Here is a 15,713-nt window from a genome sequence, read left to right on the forward strand (position 1 = left end):
AGGGCTAGCGCGTGCGCTGTTTGGCCACGAACTCCGGCGTCACCGTGCCTTGCTTGTTGCCGAACTGCGCGATGACGTAGTTGGCCAGCGCAGCGACTTCGGTGTCGGTGTAGGCCTTGCCGAACGCAGGCATGTAGACCTCCTGGTCGTGCACCCGCATCCTCACGCCCTGCAGGATCATCTGCGTGACGTTGGAGCCGTCCGCATCGTTCACGCCGCGCGTTCCCAGCAGCGAGGCGTTGGCGCTCTGCTGGCCCTGTCCGTTCCACTGGTGGCAGCTCGCGCACGCCGCAGCGAAGAGCCTGAGCCCTTGCTCGTGGCCCTCGGCCGTGTTGGATGCAGGCGCTGCCGCGCTCGCGGCCACGGCCCAGGGCGCCTTGGCATCGATCTCGATCGGGTTCTTGCCCGACTTCGCAGGCACCGTGCGCAGATAGCTCACCAGCGCCGAAGCGTCCTCGGGCTTCAGGTACTGCAGGCTGTGCTCCACCGCCTCGCCCATCGGGCCCGAGGCCGATCCGCGGCCCTGTGCATATCCGGTCGTCAGGTACGCGGCAATCTCGGCGTCGCTCCAGGCGCCGATGCCATTCTTCGCATCCGAGGTGATGTTGTAGGCGCGCCAGCCCTGTATCGATTCGCCCGCAAGGTTGTTGCTCGTTTCCATCGCGAAACCCGCGTTGCGCGGCGTATGGCATTCGGCGCAGTGGCCGAGCGCGGTGGCGAGGTACTTGCCCTGGTTCCACGCGGGCGGCTTCGACGGGTCGGCCTCGAAACGGCTGCTCTTGAAGAAGGCCGCGTTCCAGAAGCCCATGGCCCAGCGCTGGTTGAACGGAAAGCCCAGGTCGGCTTCCTTGTTCGGCTGGTTCACCTTGGGCAGGCTGAAGATGTAGGCCTTGATGGCCAGCGCATCGTTGCGGCTCAGCGCGGTGTACGAGGTGTACGGGAACGCCGGGTACAGGCGCTTTCCGTCGGCGCGCACGCCGTCGTGCAGCGCGCGCACGAACTGGTCGTCGCTCCATTTGCCGATGCCCGTTTCCGGGTCCGCCGTGATGTTCGACGAGTAGATCGTGCCGAACGGCAGCACGAAGGGCAGGCCGCCCGCAAAGGGTTGCCCCTTGCCGCCGGGCACCGTGTGGCAGGCGATGCAGTCGGCGGCCTTGGTGAGGTACTCGCCGCGCACGAGCAGCGCCGCATCGGGCGCCGCACCGGCCAGCACCGGCGCCTCGCCCTCGGATTTGTCGGTGCGATTCAGAAAGAAGTACAGCGCCGCGCCAACGACGAACAGCACCACCAGCACCTTGAAGAGTCGCTTCATGCTGCGCTCCTTTCGCCGTGTTCGCCGGCCCCGGCACTGGCGATCTTTTTCTTCAGCGCTTCCTTGTCCTGGGCGAGCAGCGCACGGTTCACCGGCAACGCGCGCAGCCGCACGCCGGTGGCTGCGAAGATCGCATTCGCGAGCGCCGGCGCGGCGATGGCGGTGCCGACTTCGCCGAGGCCGCCAGGAGCCTCGCCGCTCTTGATGGTGTGGACTTCGACCGGAGGCGCCTCGTTGATGCGCAGCATCCGGTAGTCGTGGAAGTTGCTCTGCTCGATGGCGCCCTCGCGCAGCGTGATCTCGCTGAAGAGCGCGGCGCTCAGGCCGAACAACAGGCCGCCCTGGATCTGTGCCTCGATGGAGCTTGCATTCACGGCAATGCCGCAATCGAGCGTGACCACCGCGCGCCGCATGCGCACTTCGCCCTGCGGCGAGACCTCGACTTCGATCATGGCGCACACACGGCTGCCGAACGGATCGCCCACCGCCACGCCGCGCCCCACGCGCGCCGGCAACTCTCCCTTGCCCCAGCCGATCTTTTCGGCGGCCAGGTCGAGCACGGCCAGCGTGCGCGGGTTCTTCTTGAGCAAGGCCCGCCGGTAGGCCACGGGGTCCTTCTTTGCACGCTGCGCCAGTTCGTCGATGAAGCTCTCCATGACGAAGAGGTTGTGCGTCGGTCCCACGCCGCGCCACCAGCCGACGTTCAGGCCCGGTGGCATGTCGTGCCGCACCCACTCGACCTTGCGGTTCGGCAGGTCGTAGCAGGGCTCGGCCACGCATTCGATCAGGTCGCCGTCCATGCCGTCCTTGCCCATGAAGGCGGGGGCCCAGCGGCCCAGCACGGTGCCACCCGAGATGCGGTCGCCGAACCAGAGGATCTGTCCGTCGCCGTCGACCACGGCCGAAATGTCGTCGTGGTACATCGGGCGCACGATGTCGTGGCGGATGTCTTCCTCGCGCGTCCACACCACCTTGAGCGGGTAGGGCACCTGTTTGGCGAAGGCCACGGCCTGCTCGACCGAATCGGTCTCCAGCCGCCGGCCGAAGCCGCCGCCCAGGTACTGGTTGTGCAGCACGACCTTGTCTTCGGCCAGGCCGGTGATCTTGGCGGCGGCGCTCACGCAGCGCGTCGGCACCTGCGTGCCGACCCATATCTCGCACTGGTCGGGCCGCACGTGCACCGTGGTGTTGAGTGGCTCCATGGTCGCGTGGGCCAGCATCGGCAGGTCGTAGGTGGCCTGCACCAGCGTGCCCTCGGGCCGCTTGCCGGTTTCCTTGCCGATGATGGCCTTGTCCTTCGCCAGCGCGTTGGTCAGCGCCGAACGCAGCTCCTGCGTGGTGAGCGTGGCGTTCTGGCCTGGCTTCCACTGAATCGTCAACGCATCGAGGCCACGTTTCGCGGCCCAGAAATGCTCACCCACCACCGCGACGGCATCCTTGATGCGGATCACGTCGATCACGCCGGGAATTGCCCGCGCCGCCTTGTCGTCCACCGAAGCGAGCACACCGCCGAGCGTGGGGCTGGCCCTGACCGTCGCCACCTTCATGCCCGGCAGGCGCACGTCGATGCCGAACTGCGTCGTGCCGTTGACCTTGTCGGCCGAATCGACACGCCGCAGCGGCTGGCCGATGAGCTTGAAATCCTTCGGCTCTTTCAGCGCCACCTTTTCCGGCATCGGCAGCTTGGCGGCGGCGCTGGCGAGCGCGCCGAAGCCCAACTGCCGGTTGGATGCGGCATGGCTCACCACGCCGCGCGCCACCGTGCAGCTCGCCGGGTCGACCTTCCATTGCGCGGCCGCAGCACTCACCAGCAGCGTGCGCGCCACGGCACCCGCCTCGCGCAGCACGCCGTAAGTACCGCGCGTGCTGGTCGAGCCACCGGTGATCTGGCCACCGAGCAGCGGCATGCCGTAGAGCGCCTCGTTCGGCGGCGAATGCTCCACGCGCACCTGGTCGAGTTCAACGCCCAGTTCCTCGGCCAGCAGCATGGCCGAGCCGGTGTAGATGGCCTGGCCCATCTCGACCATCGGCATCACGAGGCGCACGCCGCCATCGGCATCGATGCGAACGAAAGCATTCGGAGCGAACGCAGGGTTGCCATCCGCGAGCGCGGCGGCCGCGTCGGCCGGTTGCTGCCTGGGGCTGATCGCGGCAAAGGCCTTGCTGCCGCCGACCCAGGTGAAGGCCAGCGCCAAGCCACCGGCCTGCAGGGCGGCACGCCTGCTGATGCCTGCGCCCGGCTTCACGATGCGCTCCTGGCCGGCATCGCGACCACCGACTGCAGCACTTCGGCCTTGCCGGTTGCAGCCTGCTTGATGGCTGCACGGATTCGCGAGTAGGTACAGCATCGACAGACGTTGCCCGACATGGCCATGTCGATGTCGGCGTCGCTCGGGTTGGGCGTGCGCTGGATCAGCGCGGCGGCGGACATGATCTGCCCGGACTGGCAGTAGCCGCACTGGACCACATCGACGTCGAGCCAGGCTTTCTGGATGCTCTTGCCCGCAGGGGTCTGCGAGATGGCTTCGATGGTGGTGATGGCCTTCTTGCCTATCGCGCCGACCGGCAGCACGCATGAGCGCACGGGTTGCCCGTCGAGGTGCACGGTGCAAGCGCCGCACTGCGCGATGCCGCAACCGAACTTGGTGCCGGTCAGACCGACGATGTCGCGCAGTGCCCAGAGCAGGGGCATGTCCTCGGGTGCGTTGACGGCAACGGACTTGCCGTTGATGTTGAGATCGATCATGGATCCTGCCTTTTTTTGAGGTTCATCGTGGGCGGCACCGAACCATAACGCGACTTTGAAGAATGTGCTTGGGTCGCTGCGGCTGTGGCGTGCGCCCAGCCGGGTGCTCAGCCGCCGGGCAAAGATCCTCAATGCAAGCCGTGGTGGAAGCGCCTGCTCAGCAGGGGTCCAGGGACGAGTCGTCGGCCTGTGCCTGGGTGCTGCGCCTCGACCGGGCGCGCTGCACCAGCAGGCCGATCAGCAGCGCCGCCGCTGCGGAGCCTGCCAGGCCGCCCGAGCTGGTGAGCAGATGCACCAGGCTGTCGACGGTCTCGACGCTGACCTGCTGTGCGTGGTGGACCAGTGCCACCATGTCGGCGGCGTGGACGTTCTGCAGGTCGTCCACGCGCACGTTCAGCTCTTGCCCGGCGTTGCGGAACCTGATCTTCGCGAAGATGCCGTTGGCGATGGCCACGAGCGAGAGCACGCCCAGGGGCCGCAGCAGCGTCTCGACGAGGTGGCAGCGTTCCGCCGCGGGTGCCGATTCGTAGACCTGCGCCACCAGTGTGGGAATCGCCAGCTCGGACTGGATGTCGAGAGATGCAGGGGTACTCCCGCCGGGTTGCAATGCAATGGATGTCATACCGTCGTCTTCCTTTGCGTCATGCGGCCCGGCAGCGCCGACCGACGAATCAACATCGGGCACAGGCTGCCGGTCACCCGGATGTTGGCGTTGCGGTGTGCGTTCTTTGATGAACGAACCGTAAAGCCACGGTGACTTTACGCAACCGGAGATGGAGGTTGTTTGCCTGGGGTACGCGCCGACGACCGTTGCTGCGTCATCTCGGCCGTGGCCTTCACGACCACATCTTTCAGTTCCCGCACCATGAGGTTTTCTTGCAATGCAGCAGTGGTAAGGAAGCTCACGGGCGGAAGATTCCACCCCAGTGGGTAGGGCAGTGCCCGCCAGTGGCCTTTGGCCTCCATGTCGTCCACCACGTCACGGGAAAGAATGGAAATGGCGTTCGGCTCATCGCGCAGGGCGGTCTCCAGGGTCCTGATGGACGTGGTCTCCAGCATGGGCACCGGCGGCTGCACGCCTGCGCCGACGAAGACCGCGTTGTAGGTCCGCCGCATCGGTGTGTTCGGCGGTGGAAGGATCCAGTCGAGCTTTGCCAGCCGCGCCCAATCCAGCGGCCCGCGCGAGAGCCTTCTTGCACTCCTGGCGCACACCACGAGGCATGGCGCCTGCTCATAGAACGCCTCTTGCACGAGCCCGGTGGCGTCACCGTCGTAGGAGCGGCCGATCGCGCAGTCGAGTTCCCGAGCCAGCAGCAGGCCCACCAACTCGTCGGTGGTGCCTTCGCGCACCATTGCCGTCACGCGCGGCGTGCGATGGAGCAAATGATCGAGCAGGGCGGAGATGAATTTTTGCGGCACCTGCTGCGTGAGTCCGAGCCGCACGCGGCCGCCCCGACCCGCTTCGTAGGATGAAAGAACCTGGGCAGTCGCTTCCAGCTCCGCCAGCCAGCGTTTCGCATAGGCCAGGACCGCCTCGCCGGAGGGCGTTGGAACGAGGCCGCGACTCGTGCGATCGAAGATCGGGCTGCCGAAGATGTCCTCGACCTCCTTGAGCGCCTTGGTGACCGCGGGTTGACTCAGCCGCATCTCGGCGGCGACCCGACCCAGCGTTCGATGGCGATCGATGCGCTGCAGCAAAGCGAGTTGACGCAGCTTCAGACGGGATAGCAGCGCCTGGTGCAGTGCCGCGGCGGGATCGTGAAAGAGCGCCAAGTCATAACTCCAGAGTTATCGGTTCATCAGTTTATAAGCGCTTCTTGTGAATTGCCTGGCCTAGACTTTCTTCATGAAATCGCCATGCAGCCTCGAAGACCAGGACCTGGACGTTCTCGCAGCCTGCGCTACGCAGGAAGAGGGGTTGCGCACACTCGACAGGCTCAGGCGCCGAATAGCCCCGCAGTCGATCTTCAGCATCCAGCGGAACGTGACGACCGCGCGCGATGCGGCAGGCGAGGTTCTTCTGCGCCGTTTCCATTCGTCGGAGGCGGCCAGCTTTCCGGTCGACGGCACGAAGCGCAAGACATTGACGCCTTGGGCCGATTGCCTCTTTGTTCAGGGGCGCGTCTTCGTCGGCGAGGGCGAAGACGTGCTCGCGCAGCACTTCGACGACTTCGAGCAGATGCGCACCCACAGGCTGCGCAGCGTGATCAACGTGCCGCTCATGCAGGGCACGCTCTGCTATGCCACCTTCAATGTCTTCGGCACCCGCGATCGTTGGCTGCCGGAGGAAGTTTTCGGCATTCGGCTGCTGGCGCTCGCTGCCACGCGCTGGGTGCCGGCCATGCCCGGGCTCTCCTACCGATTCACGAGCTTGCCCGCCTTTTCTGTCGTTTCTGCCGCTTCCGCCGCCGATGTGCGGCCGGACTGAAGGAGTAATGCCATGCCCGTGACCGCCTTGCACCACTACACGATCCGCTGCACGCCGGACGAACTGCCCGAGCTGGTGGACTTCTACACCCGCGTGATGCGCCTGCAGGTCGGCGCGCGGCCAGACATTCCGGCGCCCGGTGCCTGGCTCTACGCGAACGGCCAGCCGATCGTGCACCTGTTCGCGCACCTTTCCACGCGGGATGCCGCGCCGCAGCCGCCCACGGGCCATGTCGACCATATTTCTTTCCGTTCGCACGGCCTCGACGAGATGCGCGCGCATCTGGGCGCGCTCGGCGTGCCGTTCAGCGAGGCACCGATCCCGGGCTGGGACATCCACCAGTTGTTCCTGCACGACCCGCGCGGGCTGAAGGTGGAAATGACCTTCTGGCTGGCCGATGAAGCGGGGTACGCCGCATGACAACGCACTTCCTGCAGGTGGGTGAGGTTCGCATCGCCTACGACCGCGAGGGCGAGGGTCCGCCGCTCGTGCTCATGCATGGCGCAGAGGCCTCGCGGCAGATGTTCGCCGCGCTCGTGCCGCATCTGAGCAGGCACTTCACCGTGATCGCATACGACCAGCGCGACTGCGGTGAAACCGAAGCCCCGGAACACGCTTGCACGCTGTCGGACCTTGCGGACGATGCACAGCGATTCATCGGTGCGCTGGGTTTCAAACGCGCGCATGTCTTCGGGTCATCTTTCGGTGGCCGTGTTGCGCAGGCGCTGGCCTTGCTGTATCCGCGCGCTGTCGATCACCTGGTGCTGGGCAGTACATGGCCGTTGCCCAGACCCATTGAAGAGCTGTGCCCCGATGCACGGCGCCTTGCCGAGTTGCGACGCGGACTTCCAGGCACTGCCGAAGAGCTGGCGACCTGGTTCTTTCCCGAGTCCTTCCTGAAGCAAAGGCCGGAACTGCGGCGCATCTTCGCCAATGCGCGGCCCGAATCGGCACGGTCCGCACGCCGCCTCGCGACTGTGCAGACCTCGCTCGAATGCGGCGTGGCGGACATCGTCGCGCCCACGCTATTGCCGGCCGGCGAGCTCGACCGTGTGGTGCCGCCGAGCGTGACGCTCGCGATGGCTGCCCGCATCCGTGGTGCCGACGCGGTGCTGATGCCGGCCGTCGGGCATGTGACGGCGTTGCAGGCCCCCGAGGTGCTGGCCCGCCACATGGTTCGGTTCCTGGACCCCGCAGGAGCCATCGCATGAATGCACCGCTACGGCCCGACTACATCCGCATCGAGGGCCTGTCCAAGACCTTCGGCGGCGGCAACGAAGGTGTGCTCGCACTGAAGGACGTCGACTGCAGCATCCAGCAGGGCAGCTTCGTCACCATCGTCGGGCCCAGCGGCTGCGGCAAGAGCACGCTGCTGCGCATCCTGGCCGGGCTGCTCGACTACAGCACCGGCTCGGTGATGCTCGACGGCCAGCCGATCCGCGGCACGCGGCGCGATGTGGGCGTGGTCTTCCAGAGCTCCATCCTGCTGCCCTGGCGCACCATTCTTGAAAACGTCATGCTGCCGGCCGAAGTGCTCGGGCTGGACGGGAAGAGGGCACGCGAGCGCGCCATGCAGTTGCTGCAGATGGTGAGGCTCGAAGGCTTCGAGCACAAGCTGCCGCGCCAGTTGAGCGGCGGCATGCAACAGCGGGCCTCGATCGCACGGGCGTTGCTGCACGACCCCAAGATCCTCCTGATGGACGAGCCCTTCGGTGCGCTCGATGCCATGACGCGCGAGCGCATGAACCTGGAGCTGCAGCGCATCTGGATGGAAAGCGGCAAGACCGTGGTGCTCATCACGCATTCGATCCCCGAGGCGGTGTTCCTGGGCGACAAGGTGTTCGTGATGTCGCCTCGCCCCGGCACGCTCGAACGCGTACTGCCCATCGACCTGCCGCGGCCGCGCTCGATGGAAGCGATGTCCCACCCGACCTTTGCCGCGGCTTCCGCGTCGATTCGCGAGCGCTTCTCGCATGCCGCTTCTTTCGACTGAAAGGCAGTTTCCATGACCACCGCCATGATGCCCTCCGCCTCGTCTGCACAGCCGGCCTCTGCCGTCATGCCACCGCCGCGTCGCGGGCGGGCCAATCCGCTGGCATCCACCCGCGTGCAATCGATCCTGTTGCTGGTCACGCTGCTCGGTTCGTGGGAAGCCGCCGTGCGTTTGTTCAAGGTGCCCCGGCATCTGGTGCCGCCTGTCAGCGATATCGGCGTCGCGCTGTGGCGCGGCCTGGCCACCGGGCCGATGGCGAAGGACGGCTTCTGGTACCACGGCGGCGTCACGCTCGCGGAGATCCTGCTCGGCTTTTTCATCGGAGGTGGTATCGGGCTGGCCATCGGCATCGTGATCTCCCAGATGCCCCGGCTGGAGGCTCTGTTGGAGCCCTATGTGGCGGCGCTGCAGAGCGTGCCCAAGGTGGCCGTGGCGCCGATCATCGTGGTCTGGCTGGGATTCGGCATCAGCTCCAAGGTCGTGATCATCTGCCTGCTCACTTTCTTCCCGGTGCTGGTGACGAGCATCGCGGGCTTCAAGGCGGTGGACAACGACCGCATCGACCTGTTGCGCTCGCTGTCCGCGACGCCCTGGCAGATCTTCCGCAAGGCCAAGTTCCCGGGTGCGCTGCCGTACATCTTCGCGGGCCTGAACATGGCCGCGGCCTTCAGCGTGGTGGGGGCCGTGGTCGGCGAGTTCGTGGGCGCACAGGCGGGGCTGGGCGTGCTGATCCTGCAGATGGAAGCGCAGGCCGATACCGGTGGCAGCTTCGCGGTGTGCGTCGTGCTCTCGGTGATCGGCATCTTGCTGACCTCTGTGCTGCGCCGCGTGCAACGGCGCGTGCTGCACTGGATGCCGGCCGACGCTTCGCAGCGCACGGTGAGCACTTGAGCCGGCCGCGACCCCCGCTATTTTCTTCATGAAGGAGCAAACCATGTTGACGCGACGTGATTTCGGCCTGGGCGTTGGTGCCATGGGTCTTGGCGCCGGCCTGCCGGCACTGGCGCAGAGTGTGCGTGTCATGAAGCTGGCGAACACCGCGGCGGTGAACGATCCACAGCAGAGCTTCTGCACTGCGGGCCAGCATCCCCGGCTCAACTTCTACAAGCCGAACGGCGTGGATGTGGAGTACGTCAACATGTCGAGCATGACGCAGGCGTTGCAAAGCCTGCGCGCCGGGCACGTGGATTTCGGTCCCGCGGTGCCGGGCATCCTGCTCCCCACGATGGCGAAAGACCCGTCGCTCGATCTGGTGAGCGTCTACAAATGGCTGCCCGGCAATGCGAATGTGATCGTGGTCAAGCCAGGCAGCCCGATCAGGTCGGTGGCGGACCTTGCCGGCAAGCGCATCGGCGTGCGCAGCCAGGGCGACGCCGGCATCGTCGTGACCAAGACCATGCTGGCCGAGCTGGGTCTGAAGGACGACAAGTGCGAGTACATCGCGATCGGTGACGGCGCACCCGCTGGAGCGGCGATCGACAACGACCGGGTGGACGCGATGGTGGCATTCGACACCGCGACTGCGCGCATCGAACTGGTCGGGACCCCATTGCGCTACGTACCGCTCACGCCGAAATTCGCGCAAACGGGCTCGGGCTGGTTGTGCGTGCCGCGCAAGCTGCTGAAGGAGGAGCGCAAGGCGCTGGTGGCGCTGTTCCAGGGTCTTGCGAAGTCGACCATTTTCTCGAGCACCAACCTCGACGTGGCGATCAACCTGCATTGGGCGGTCTATCCCGAAAGCAGGCCGAAGGGCCGCAGCGAGGACGAAGCGCGCAAGGAGCTGGCCTTCATTCTGAAGGACCGCAAGAACAGCTGGATGCGTCGCCCCGACGATCCGGATCAGCGCATGGGTGCGTCGTCGCTGGCGGAGTGGAATGCAAACATCGAAATGGCTGCCGAGAGCAGCAAGAACCCCAAGCTGGCGCAGGAACTTGGCGGTACGAACCGCCTGTTCACGAACGAGCTGATCGACGAGATCAACAACTTCGACAAGCAGGCGGTGGTACGGATGGCCAGGGATTTCAAGCTGTAGACACAAAGCCAGCGCAGTCCCACCTGGTTCCCACGCTCCCCAACACTCAGGAGTCACACGATGAATGTCCTCATATCCGGAGCCAGCATGGCCGGCCTCTCGGCGGCCTACTGGTTCGCCAACCTTGGTCACCGAGTGACCGTGATCGAACGTACCGATGGCCTGCGCCCCGGTGGTGCGCCGATCGACGTCCGCGGACGCGCGCTCGGGACCGCAGAGCGAATGGGCATCCTGGGGAAGATCGATGAAGAAAAGGTCGTTATTTCGGCCCCGGCGCCGGTCCTCGATGGCACGGGAACACAAGTCGCGACCCTCGACCTGCGCTGGTTCGCCAATGAGACCGACGAGGACATCGAGATCTCGCGCGATCGGCTCAACCAGATTCTGCTGGGCGCCATACCGGCCGATGTCGAGTTTCGCTTCAAGGCTTCCATTGCTTCGATCGACGACGGACCCCACGGTGTGGACGTCACTTTCACGGATGGACTGCGAAGCCACTATGAACTGGTGGTCGGCGCCGATGGCCTTCACTCCAATGTGCGCAAACTCGCCTTCGGGCCCGAGAAGGATTACGTCCGGCACTTTGGCTACTACGTCGCGCTCGTCGATCTCCCGAACGATCGCCAATGGCGCCGAGGGCTGCTCAATGTGCCCGGCCTGACCATCGCTGTGCGCGACGCGGGGGATGGGCCGCAGGCGCTGATGCTCGCCGCCAGTCCCCAGATCGAATATGAATACCGCGATCTGGCCGTTCACCGGAAGATCATCGATGGCTTCTTGTCACGCGTCGACGCATGGCAGGTGCCCGCGCTGCGCGCGGCGTTCACGGACCCCGCCGCGAAGGGCTTCTACTTCGACTCGGTGAGTCAGACCCACATGCCAGGATGGATCCGTGGCAACGTGGCCGTCATTGGCGACGCGGGCCACTGTGCCGCTCTGCTGTCAGGCATGGGCACCACCTTGGCGATGGTGGCCGCGGAAACCCTCGCAAGAACCTGGACCGAATGCAACGGCGACATGGGCGCTGCATCTCCCATTTATCACGAGCGCCTGCGCCCCTACGTCGAGCAATGCCAGGCATTCGCTCAGGAGGGCGCTCCGATCATGGTGCCCTTGACGCAGGAGGCGCTCGACCAGCGAAACGCGAGTTTCCGGATGTATGCGGAAAAATTCGCGGGAGGTGTCGAGCCAGTTCGCGCTTGAGAGGGGCAGGCCCTCAGCCCGGAATATTCGGCTCGACCAACTGGGCCAGGGCGACAAGCGATTCCTGCCAGCCCAGGTAGCACATCTCGACGGGAATCACGTCGGGGATGCCTTCCTGCACGACAGACATTTCCGTGCCGCAGGACACCGGCGTCAGGCTCACGGTGGTCTTCATGGTGCTGGGCAGGTTGGCGTCGTCGAAGGTCGCGTCGTAGGCAATGCGCTGGCCGGGGATGAGTTCCAGGTACTTCCCGCCGAACGAGTGGCCGTGGCCGGTGCCGAAGTTGGTGAAAGACATGCGCCAGGCCCCGCCCACCACCGGCTCCATGGTGTGAACCTTGCCGGTGAATCCGAAGGGCGGCAGCCAGCGCTCGAACGCGCCGGGCTCGATGAAGGCGCGGTAGAGCCGGTCTGGCGAGGTGCGCAGAACGCGGTGCAGACGGACGGTGTTGGTTGCCATGGTTGATTTCTCCTGAAGAAAAAGAGGAAGACCCTCAATGGTTACGTCGAATGAGCCTGCTGGAAATCGACACGCATTTCGGGCCTGCAATCCTCTCCGAAATCAGGGCGCCAATCCTGCCGTCTTCACCACCGCGGCGTACTTGCCAGCTTCCTCGGCAACGTAGGCCGAGAACTGCGCTGCGTTGCGCGCGTCGGGCTCGGCGCCCAGATCGCGCAGCCGCTGCGCAAGTGCCGGATCTTCAAGGACGCGAGCCATGGCGGCGGAGAGCTTCTTCAACACCGGGGCCGGCACCCTGGCAGGCGCAAAGACACCGAACCACGCGCTGACCTCGAAACCGGGCAGCCCGCTTTCCGCAACGGTCGGCACGCCCGGGAGCAAGGGGCTGCGCTGGCTGCTGGTCACGGCCAGCGCCTTGAGCTTGCGCGTGGCGATGTTCGGCAGCGAAGTGGTCTGCAGGTCGAACATCAGCGGCACATGGCCCGCAAGCACGTCGGCCAACGCGGGCGCGCTGCCCTTGTAGGGCACGTGCAGCAGCTTGATCTTCGCGGCCGACGCGAGCATCTCGCCGGCCAGATGGTTGGAGGTGCCGGGCCCCGCGGACGCATAGCCGATCGATCCCGGCCCCTGCCGGGCGGCCGCGATCAGGTCGCCCACGCTGACGTACGACACGCTCGGGTTGGCCACCAGCACGAAGGGGATGGAGGCCAGCGCGCTCACCGGCACGAAGTCTTTCACCGGGTCGTAGCCGACCTTCGACATGGCCGGGTTGATGGCCTGGGAACTCACGGTGCCGAGCAGCAGCGTGTAGCCATCGGGCTTCGCTTCCGCGACGAAGCGCGCGCCGATGGCTGTGCCCGCACCGGCCCTGTTCTCGACGATCACAGGCTGTTCGAGCTGCACCGACAGCTTCTGGCCGACCGTGCGCGCAAGGATGTCGGCCGAGCCGCCGGCAGGGTAGGGCACGACGATCGTGACGGGCCGCTCGGGGTAGCCCTCGGCCAGCGCCGGCACGGCGGTGCTGGCGGCGAGCAGCAGAACGGCAAGCAACTGGCGAAACGATGTCATCGGCGAACTCCATGTGGGGAACCGCATGGTGCGAATGCCGGTGCCCGTCTGTCCAATACGTTCACCGGCGGCGGTTCATACATGGCGTGAATCACCGCGGCTTTTTGGTGTGCCTCGAGCGGACTACCGCTCCACCAGTTCGACCGTCTTGCGCGCCACCGAGAGAAAGGACTGCACCACCGGGTTGTCGTTGTGGCTGGTGTGGGCGAACACGAGTTGGTAGGTGGGAGGAGGGCGGGTGCCGGCGATTTCGAGGAAGACGACATCGGCCATGGCCAGCGTGCGCATCGACGCCGGCACCAGCGCGATGCCCAGCCCACCGGCCACGAGCGTCAGGATCGACTGCATCTGCGCCGCTTCCTGCACGACCTTGGGCAGGAAGCCGGCCGACTGGCAGGCGCCCAGCAACGCGGCGACGAAACCCGCGCCCTCCGAGGCCGGAAACGAGATGAACGGTTCCGCCGCCAGCTCCTTGATCTTCACCGAGCTTCGGGTCGCCAGCGGATGGCTGCGCGGCACCGCGATCACGAACTTCTGCGCCTGCAGGTCGACCAGCACCAGGTCGCGCGCCTCGTACACCGGGCCCACCACCAGCGCGAGCTCGACCTCGCCCTTGCGCAGGTCTTCGAGCTGGCGCGCGGTGGTCTCGGCGGTCAGCCGCAGTTGCACGGTCGGGTAGTCGTGCTGGAAGCGCTTGAAGATCGCGGGCAGCACATTGAGTGCGGCGCTCGGCACGAAGGACAGGCGCAGCGAGCCTTCGAGCCCTTGCGCCGCGCGGCGCGCACGCTCGGTGGCCGCTTGCACCTGCTGCAGCAGGCGTTGCGCATCCTTGTGGAAGACCTGGCCGGCGGGCGTCAGGCGCACGTGGTGCCGGCTGCGGTCGAACAGCATCGCGCCGACCTGGGCCTCCAGGTTGCGCATGGCCACGCTCAGCGGCGGTTGCGACATGTGGAGCCGGATGGCGGCGCGGCCGAAGTTCAGCTCTTCGGCGAGCACCACGAACTGGCGCAGTTGCCTGAATTCGATCATGGGCGTGGAGATACCTGCGGCGAATGACGAGCCACTTTAAACAGTATTGGATGTATGAGCACGGCCTTCCTAGCATGACTGTTCGTCTTGAAGCACCTCCAACCCATCCACCCACGACGGACATTGCCCATGCAGCCCTCATTGCTCGAAGAAATCCCCTCCGTGCCCAACCCCTACCCGGTGGTCTCGCAGATGGAATACCCCGAGGTCTGGCGCCTGTGCACCCAGGCGCGCGAGATGGCCTGGGACCCTGCGGCCGACATCGACTACACCGATCTGCGGCAGGCGGACCTGCCGCCCGAGGTCCGCCAGGCAGGCGCCGAATGGTGGAGCCTGCGCGCCTGGATGGAGCATGGCGCGACGCCCTACGGCGCAGAGCGGCTGCGCGATGCGATCTTTGGACACCAGCCCTTCGAGATCAAACAGCACATCACGAACTTCATCGCCGAAGAGTTCCGCCATCACGAGGCGAGCTTTCGCATCGCCGAGCACCTGGGGGCGTACGAACCCACGCCGCGCGCCGACTACTTCCGGGACATCATTCCGCGCTTTCACGACGAGAAGGACGAGCGGGCAATGAGCTTCTTCGCCGGCTTGTCGGTCAACACGCTGTTCGAGCAGTTGTCGGGCGAGTTGCTGCAGGCGCGCTACGAGAACGCGCGCTTCGGCTCGATCCGCGAGGCCTGCCGGCTGATCCTGCGCGACGAGGCGCGGCACATCCAGTTCGGCCGCATCATCATGCGGCGCTTTTTCAGCGAGTTGCCGGCCGACGAAAAGAAGACCATCGGCATCAAGGTCGCGAAGAAGCTGCGCGGCAGCCTGCTCAACGGCGTCTACGCGGTCGTGAACCTGCCCGAGGACGAACGCCGGCGCTCCGGCCGCAACCGGGCGCTGGCGGCGGACCACGGGCTCGGCGCCACGCATCCCGACGAGGAGATGGGCATCATCAAGCGCGGCGTCGACAAGATCCGCGAGGACATCGGCGTCTACGGCGTCGAGATCCCGTTCATTCCCGAACTCGACGGGGCGGTGCACTGATGACGAACACCCTCGCCACCCGCATCGTGCTGCCCGATGTCCCGCCGCCCGGCGGCCCCTACAGCCACGGCATCGCCGTGAGCGGCGCCGGCACCTGGCTGCACATTGCCGGACAGGTCGGCATGGCCGTCGACGGCAGTGTGTCCAGCGACTTCGAGGCCCAGGCCCAACTGGCCTGGACCCACCTTGTGGCCGTGCTGCGCGCCGCGGACATGGATGTGTCGCACCTCGTGAAGGTGACGACCTTCCTGACCGACGGCAGCGATGTGCGGCGGCTCGGTTCGGTGCGCGCCATGTTCCTGGGCGAGGCGCGTCCGGCATCGACCTTGCTGGTCGTCAGGGCGCTGGCCCATCCGGCATGGCGCGTGGAGGTCGAGGCATCGGCATTCCGGCCCGGCTGAGCC

At 66.1% G+C, this 15,713-nt stretch carries 17 protein-coding genes; 9 read left to right on the forward strand and 8 right to left on the reverse strand.

What is annotated here, in order from left to right:
* Positions 1–4: 4 nt before the first annotated feature.
* The 5 genes from H7F35_RS29270 to H7F35_RS29290 form a co-directional block, all read right to left on the reverse strand.
* Positions 5–1,312, reverse strand: coding sequence for a c-type cytochrome (locus H7F35_RS29270; RefSeq protein WP_187110005.1), 1,308 nt, complete (start codon positions 1,310–1,312; stop codon positions 5–7).
* Positions 1,309–3,558, reverse strand: coding sequence for a xanthine dehydrogenase family protein molybdopterin-binding subunit (locus tag H7F35_RS29275; RefSeq protein WP_187110006.1), 2,250 nt, complete (start codon positions 3,556–3,558; stop codon positions 1,309–1,311). The genes H7F35_RS29270 and H7F35_RS29275 overlap by 4 nt, the downstream gene beginning before the upstream one ends.
* Entirely contained in the window at positions 3,555–4,058 is a 504-nt protein-coding gene (locus tag H7F35_RS29280) for a (2Fe-2S)-binding protein (RefSeq protein ID WP_187110007.1), read from the reverse strand. The genes H7F35_RS29275 and H7F35_RS29280 overlap by 4 nt, the downstream gene beginning before the upstream one ends.
* Positions 4,059–4,215: 157 nt before the next feature.
* Positions 4,216–4,680: a hypothetical protein gene (locus tag H7F35_RS29285; RefSeq protein ID WP_187110008.1), complete on the reverse strand. Its 465-nt coding sequence runs from the start codon at positions 4,678–4,680 to the stop codon at positions 4,216–4,218.
* Between the two features lie 137 nt (positions 4,681–4,817).
* Complete coding sequence (locus H7F35_RS29290) at positions 4,818–5,831, reverse strand: LysR family transcriptional regulator (RefSeq protein ID WP_187110009.1); 1,014 nt, start codon at positions 5,829–5,831, stop codon at positions 4,818–4,820.
* A gap of 73 nt (positions 5,832–5,904) precedes the next feature.
* On the opposite strand from H7F35_RS29290, the gene H7F35_RS29295 reads away from it, so the two are divergent.
* Genes H7F35_RS29295 through H7F35_RS29325 form a run of 7 tightly spaced genes read left to right on the forward strand, consistent with a single transcriptional unit; the run spans position 5,905 to position 11,714 of the window.
* Positions 5,905–6,486, forward strand: coding sequence for a GAF domain-containing protein (locus tag H7F35_RS29295; protein ID WP_187110010.1), 582 nt, complete (start codon positions 5,905–5,907; stop codon positions 6,484–6,486).
* Between the two features lie 12 nt (positions 6,487–6,498).
* Positions 6,499–6,906 (forward strand): VOC family protein, encoded by a 408-nt coding sequence (locus H7F35_RS29300; RefSeq protein WP_187110011.1) that lies wholly within the window; start codon positions 6,499–6,501, stop codon positions 6,904–6,906.
* A complete protein-coding gene (locus H7F35_RS29305; protein ID WP_187110012.1) occupies positions 6,903–7,697 on the forward strand; it encodes an alpha/beta fold hydrolase in 795 nt (264 codons plus the stop codon). The genes H7F35_RS29300 and H7F35_RS29305 overlap by 4 nt, the downstream gene beginning before the upstream one ends.
* The gene (locus tag H7F35_RS29310; protein ID WP_187110013.1) at positions 7,694–8,479 is read left to right on the forward strand and encodes an ABC transporter ATP-binding protein; all 786 of its coding nucleotides are present in this window, start codon (positions 7,694–7,696) and stop codon (positions 8,477–8,479) included. Before H7F35_RS29305 ends, H7F35_RS29310 begins: the two co-directional genes overlap by 4 nt.
* 12 nt (positions 8,480–8,491) lie before the next feature.
* A complete protein-coding gene (locus H7F35_RS29315; RefSeq protein ID WP_187110014.1) occupies positions 8,492–9,370 on the forward strand; it encodes an ABC transporter permease in 879 nt (292 codons plus the stop codon).
* 43 nt (positions 9,371–9,413) lie between these two features.
* The gene (locus H7F35_RS29320; RefSeq protein WP_187110015.1) at positions 9,414–10,511 is read left to right on the forward strand and encodes an ABC transporter substrate-binding protein; all 1,098 of its coding nucleotides are present in this window, start codon (positions 9,414–9,416) and stop codon (positions 10,509–10,511) included.
* A 60-nt stretch (positions 10,512–10,571) separates the two neighbouring features.
* A complete protein-coding gene (locus tag H7F35_RS29325) occupies positions 10,572–11,714 on the forward strand; it encodes an FAD-dependent monooxygenase (protein ID WP_187110016.1) in 1,143 nt (380 codons plus the stop codon).
* A gap of 13 nt (positions 11,715–11,727) precedes the next feature.
* On the opposite strand, the gene H7F35_RS29330 is transcribed toward H7F35_RS29325, so the two are convergent.
* The 3 genes from H7F35_RS29330 to H7F35_RS29340 all read right to left on the reverse strand — a co-directional run bounded on the left by H7F35_RS29330 (position 11,728) and on the right by H7F35_RS29340 (position 14,271).
* Positions 11,728–12,174, reverse strand: a complete 447-nt coding sequence (locus H7F35_RS29330) for an SRPBCC family protein (RefSeq protein ID WP_187110017.1) — start codon at positions 12,172–12,174, stop codon at positions 11,728–11,730.
* Positions 12,175–12,276: 102 nt separating this feature from the next.
* A complete protein-coding gene (locus tag H7F35_RS29335) occupies positions 12,277–13,242 on the reverse strand; it encodes a tripartite tricarboxylate transporter substrate binding protein (protein ID WP_187110018.1) in 966 nt (321 codons plus the stop codon).
* A 123-nt stretch (positions 13,243–13,365) separates the two neighbouring features.
* Positions 13,366–14,271 (reverse strand): LysR family transcriptional regulator, encoded by a 906-nt coding sequence (locus H7F35_RS29340; RefSeq protein WP_187110019.1) that lies wholly within the window; start codon positions 14,269–14,271, stop codon positions 13,366–13,368.
* A 129-nt stretch (positions 14,272–14,400) separates the two neighbouring features.
* Between H7F35_RS29340 and H7F35_RS29345 the strand changes: the two genes are divergently transcribed.
* A complete protein-coding gene (locus H7F35_RS29345) occupies positions 14,401–15,309 on the forward strand; it encodes a ferritin-like domain-containing protein (protein ID WP_187110020.1) in 909 nt (302 codons plus the stop codon).
* Positions 15,309–15,710, forward strand: coding sequence for a RidA family protein (locus tag H7F35_RS29350; protein ID WP_187110021.1), 402 nt, complete (start codon positions 15,309–15,311; stop codon positions 15,708–15,710). The genes H7F35_RS29345 and H7F35_RS29350 overlap by 1 nt, the downstream gene beginning before the upstream one ends.
* The last annotated feature ends 3 nt before the right edge of the window (positions 15,711–15,713 follow it).

The sequence above is a fragment of the Variovorax sp. PAMC26660 genome, assembly GCF_014302995.1.
Taxonomy (GTDB): Bacteria; Pseudomonadota; Gammaproteobacteria; order Burkholderiales; family Burkholderiaceae_C; genus Variovorax.

What these genes read in the sequence shown, in the direction of transcription:
- H7F35_RS29325 (WP_187110016.1), top strand. Translation starts at nt 10,572, where the DNA reads ATGAATGTCCTCATATCCGGAGCCAGCATGGCCGGCCTCTCGGCGGCC.
- H7F35_RS29330 (WP_187110017.1), bottom strand. Translation starts at nt 12,174, where the DNA reads ATGGCAACCAACACCGTCCGTCTGCACCGCGTTCTGCGCACCTCGCCA.
- H7F35_RS29300 (WP_187110011.1), top strand. Translation starts at nt 6,499, where the DNA reads ATGCCCGTGACCGCCTTGCACCACTACACGATCCGCTGCACGCCGGAC.
- H7F35_RS29320 (WP_187110015.1), top strand. Translation starts at nt 9,414, where the DNA reads ATGTTGACGCGACGTGATTTCGGCCTGGGCGTTGGTGCCATGGGTCTT.
- H7F35_RS29345 (WP_187110020.1), top strand. Translation starts at nt 14,401, where the DNA reads ATGCAGCCCTCATTGCTCGAAGAAATCCCCTCCGTGCCCAACCCCTAC.
- H7F35_RS29270 (WP_187110005.1), bottom strand. Translation starts at nt 1,312, where the DNA reads ATGAAGCGACTCTTCAAGGTGCTGGTGGTGCTGTTCGTCGTTGGCGCG.
- H7F35_RS29310 (WP_187110013.1), top strand. Translation starts at nt 7,694, where the DNA reads ATGAATGCACCGCTACGGCCCGACTACATCCGCATCGAGGGCCTGTCC.
- H7F35_RS29350 (WP_187110021.1), top strand. Translation starts at nt 15,309, where the DNA reads ATGACGAACACCCTCGCCACCCGCATCGTGCTGCCCGATGTCCCGCCG.
- H7F35_RS29315 (WP_187110014.1), top strand. Translation starts at nt 8,492, where the DNA reads ATGACCACCGCCATGATGCCCTCCGCCTCGTCTGCACAGCCGGCCTCT.
- H7F35_RS29285 (WP_187110008.1), bottom strand. Translation starts at nt 4,680, where the DNA reads ATGACATCCATTGCATTGCAACCCGGCGGGAGTACCCCTGCATCTCTC.
- H7F35_RS29305 (WP_187110012.1), top strand. Translation starts at nt 6,903, where the DNA reads ATGACAACGCACTTCCTGCAGGTGGGTGAGGTTCGCATCGCCTACGAC.
- H7F35_RS29335 (WP_187110018.1), bottom strand. Translation starts at nt 13,242, where the DNA reads ATGACATCGTTTCGCCAGTTGCTTGCCGTTCTGCTGCTCGCCGCCAGC.
- H7F35_RS29295 (WP_187110010.1), top strand. Translation starts at nt 5,905, where the DNA reads ATGAAATCGCCATGCAGCCTCGAAGACCAGGACCTGGACGTTCTCGCA.
- H7F35_RS29340 (WP_187110019.1), bottom strand. Translation starts at nt 14,271, where the DNA reads ATGATCGAATTCAGGCAACTGCGCCAGTTCGTGGTGCTCGCCGAAGAG.
- H7F35_RS29280 (WP_187110007.1), bottom strand. Translation starts at nt 4,058, where the DNA reads ATGATCGATCTCAACATCAACGGCAAGTCCGTTGCCGTCAACGCACCC.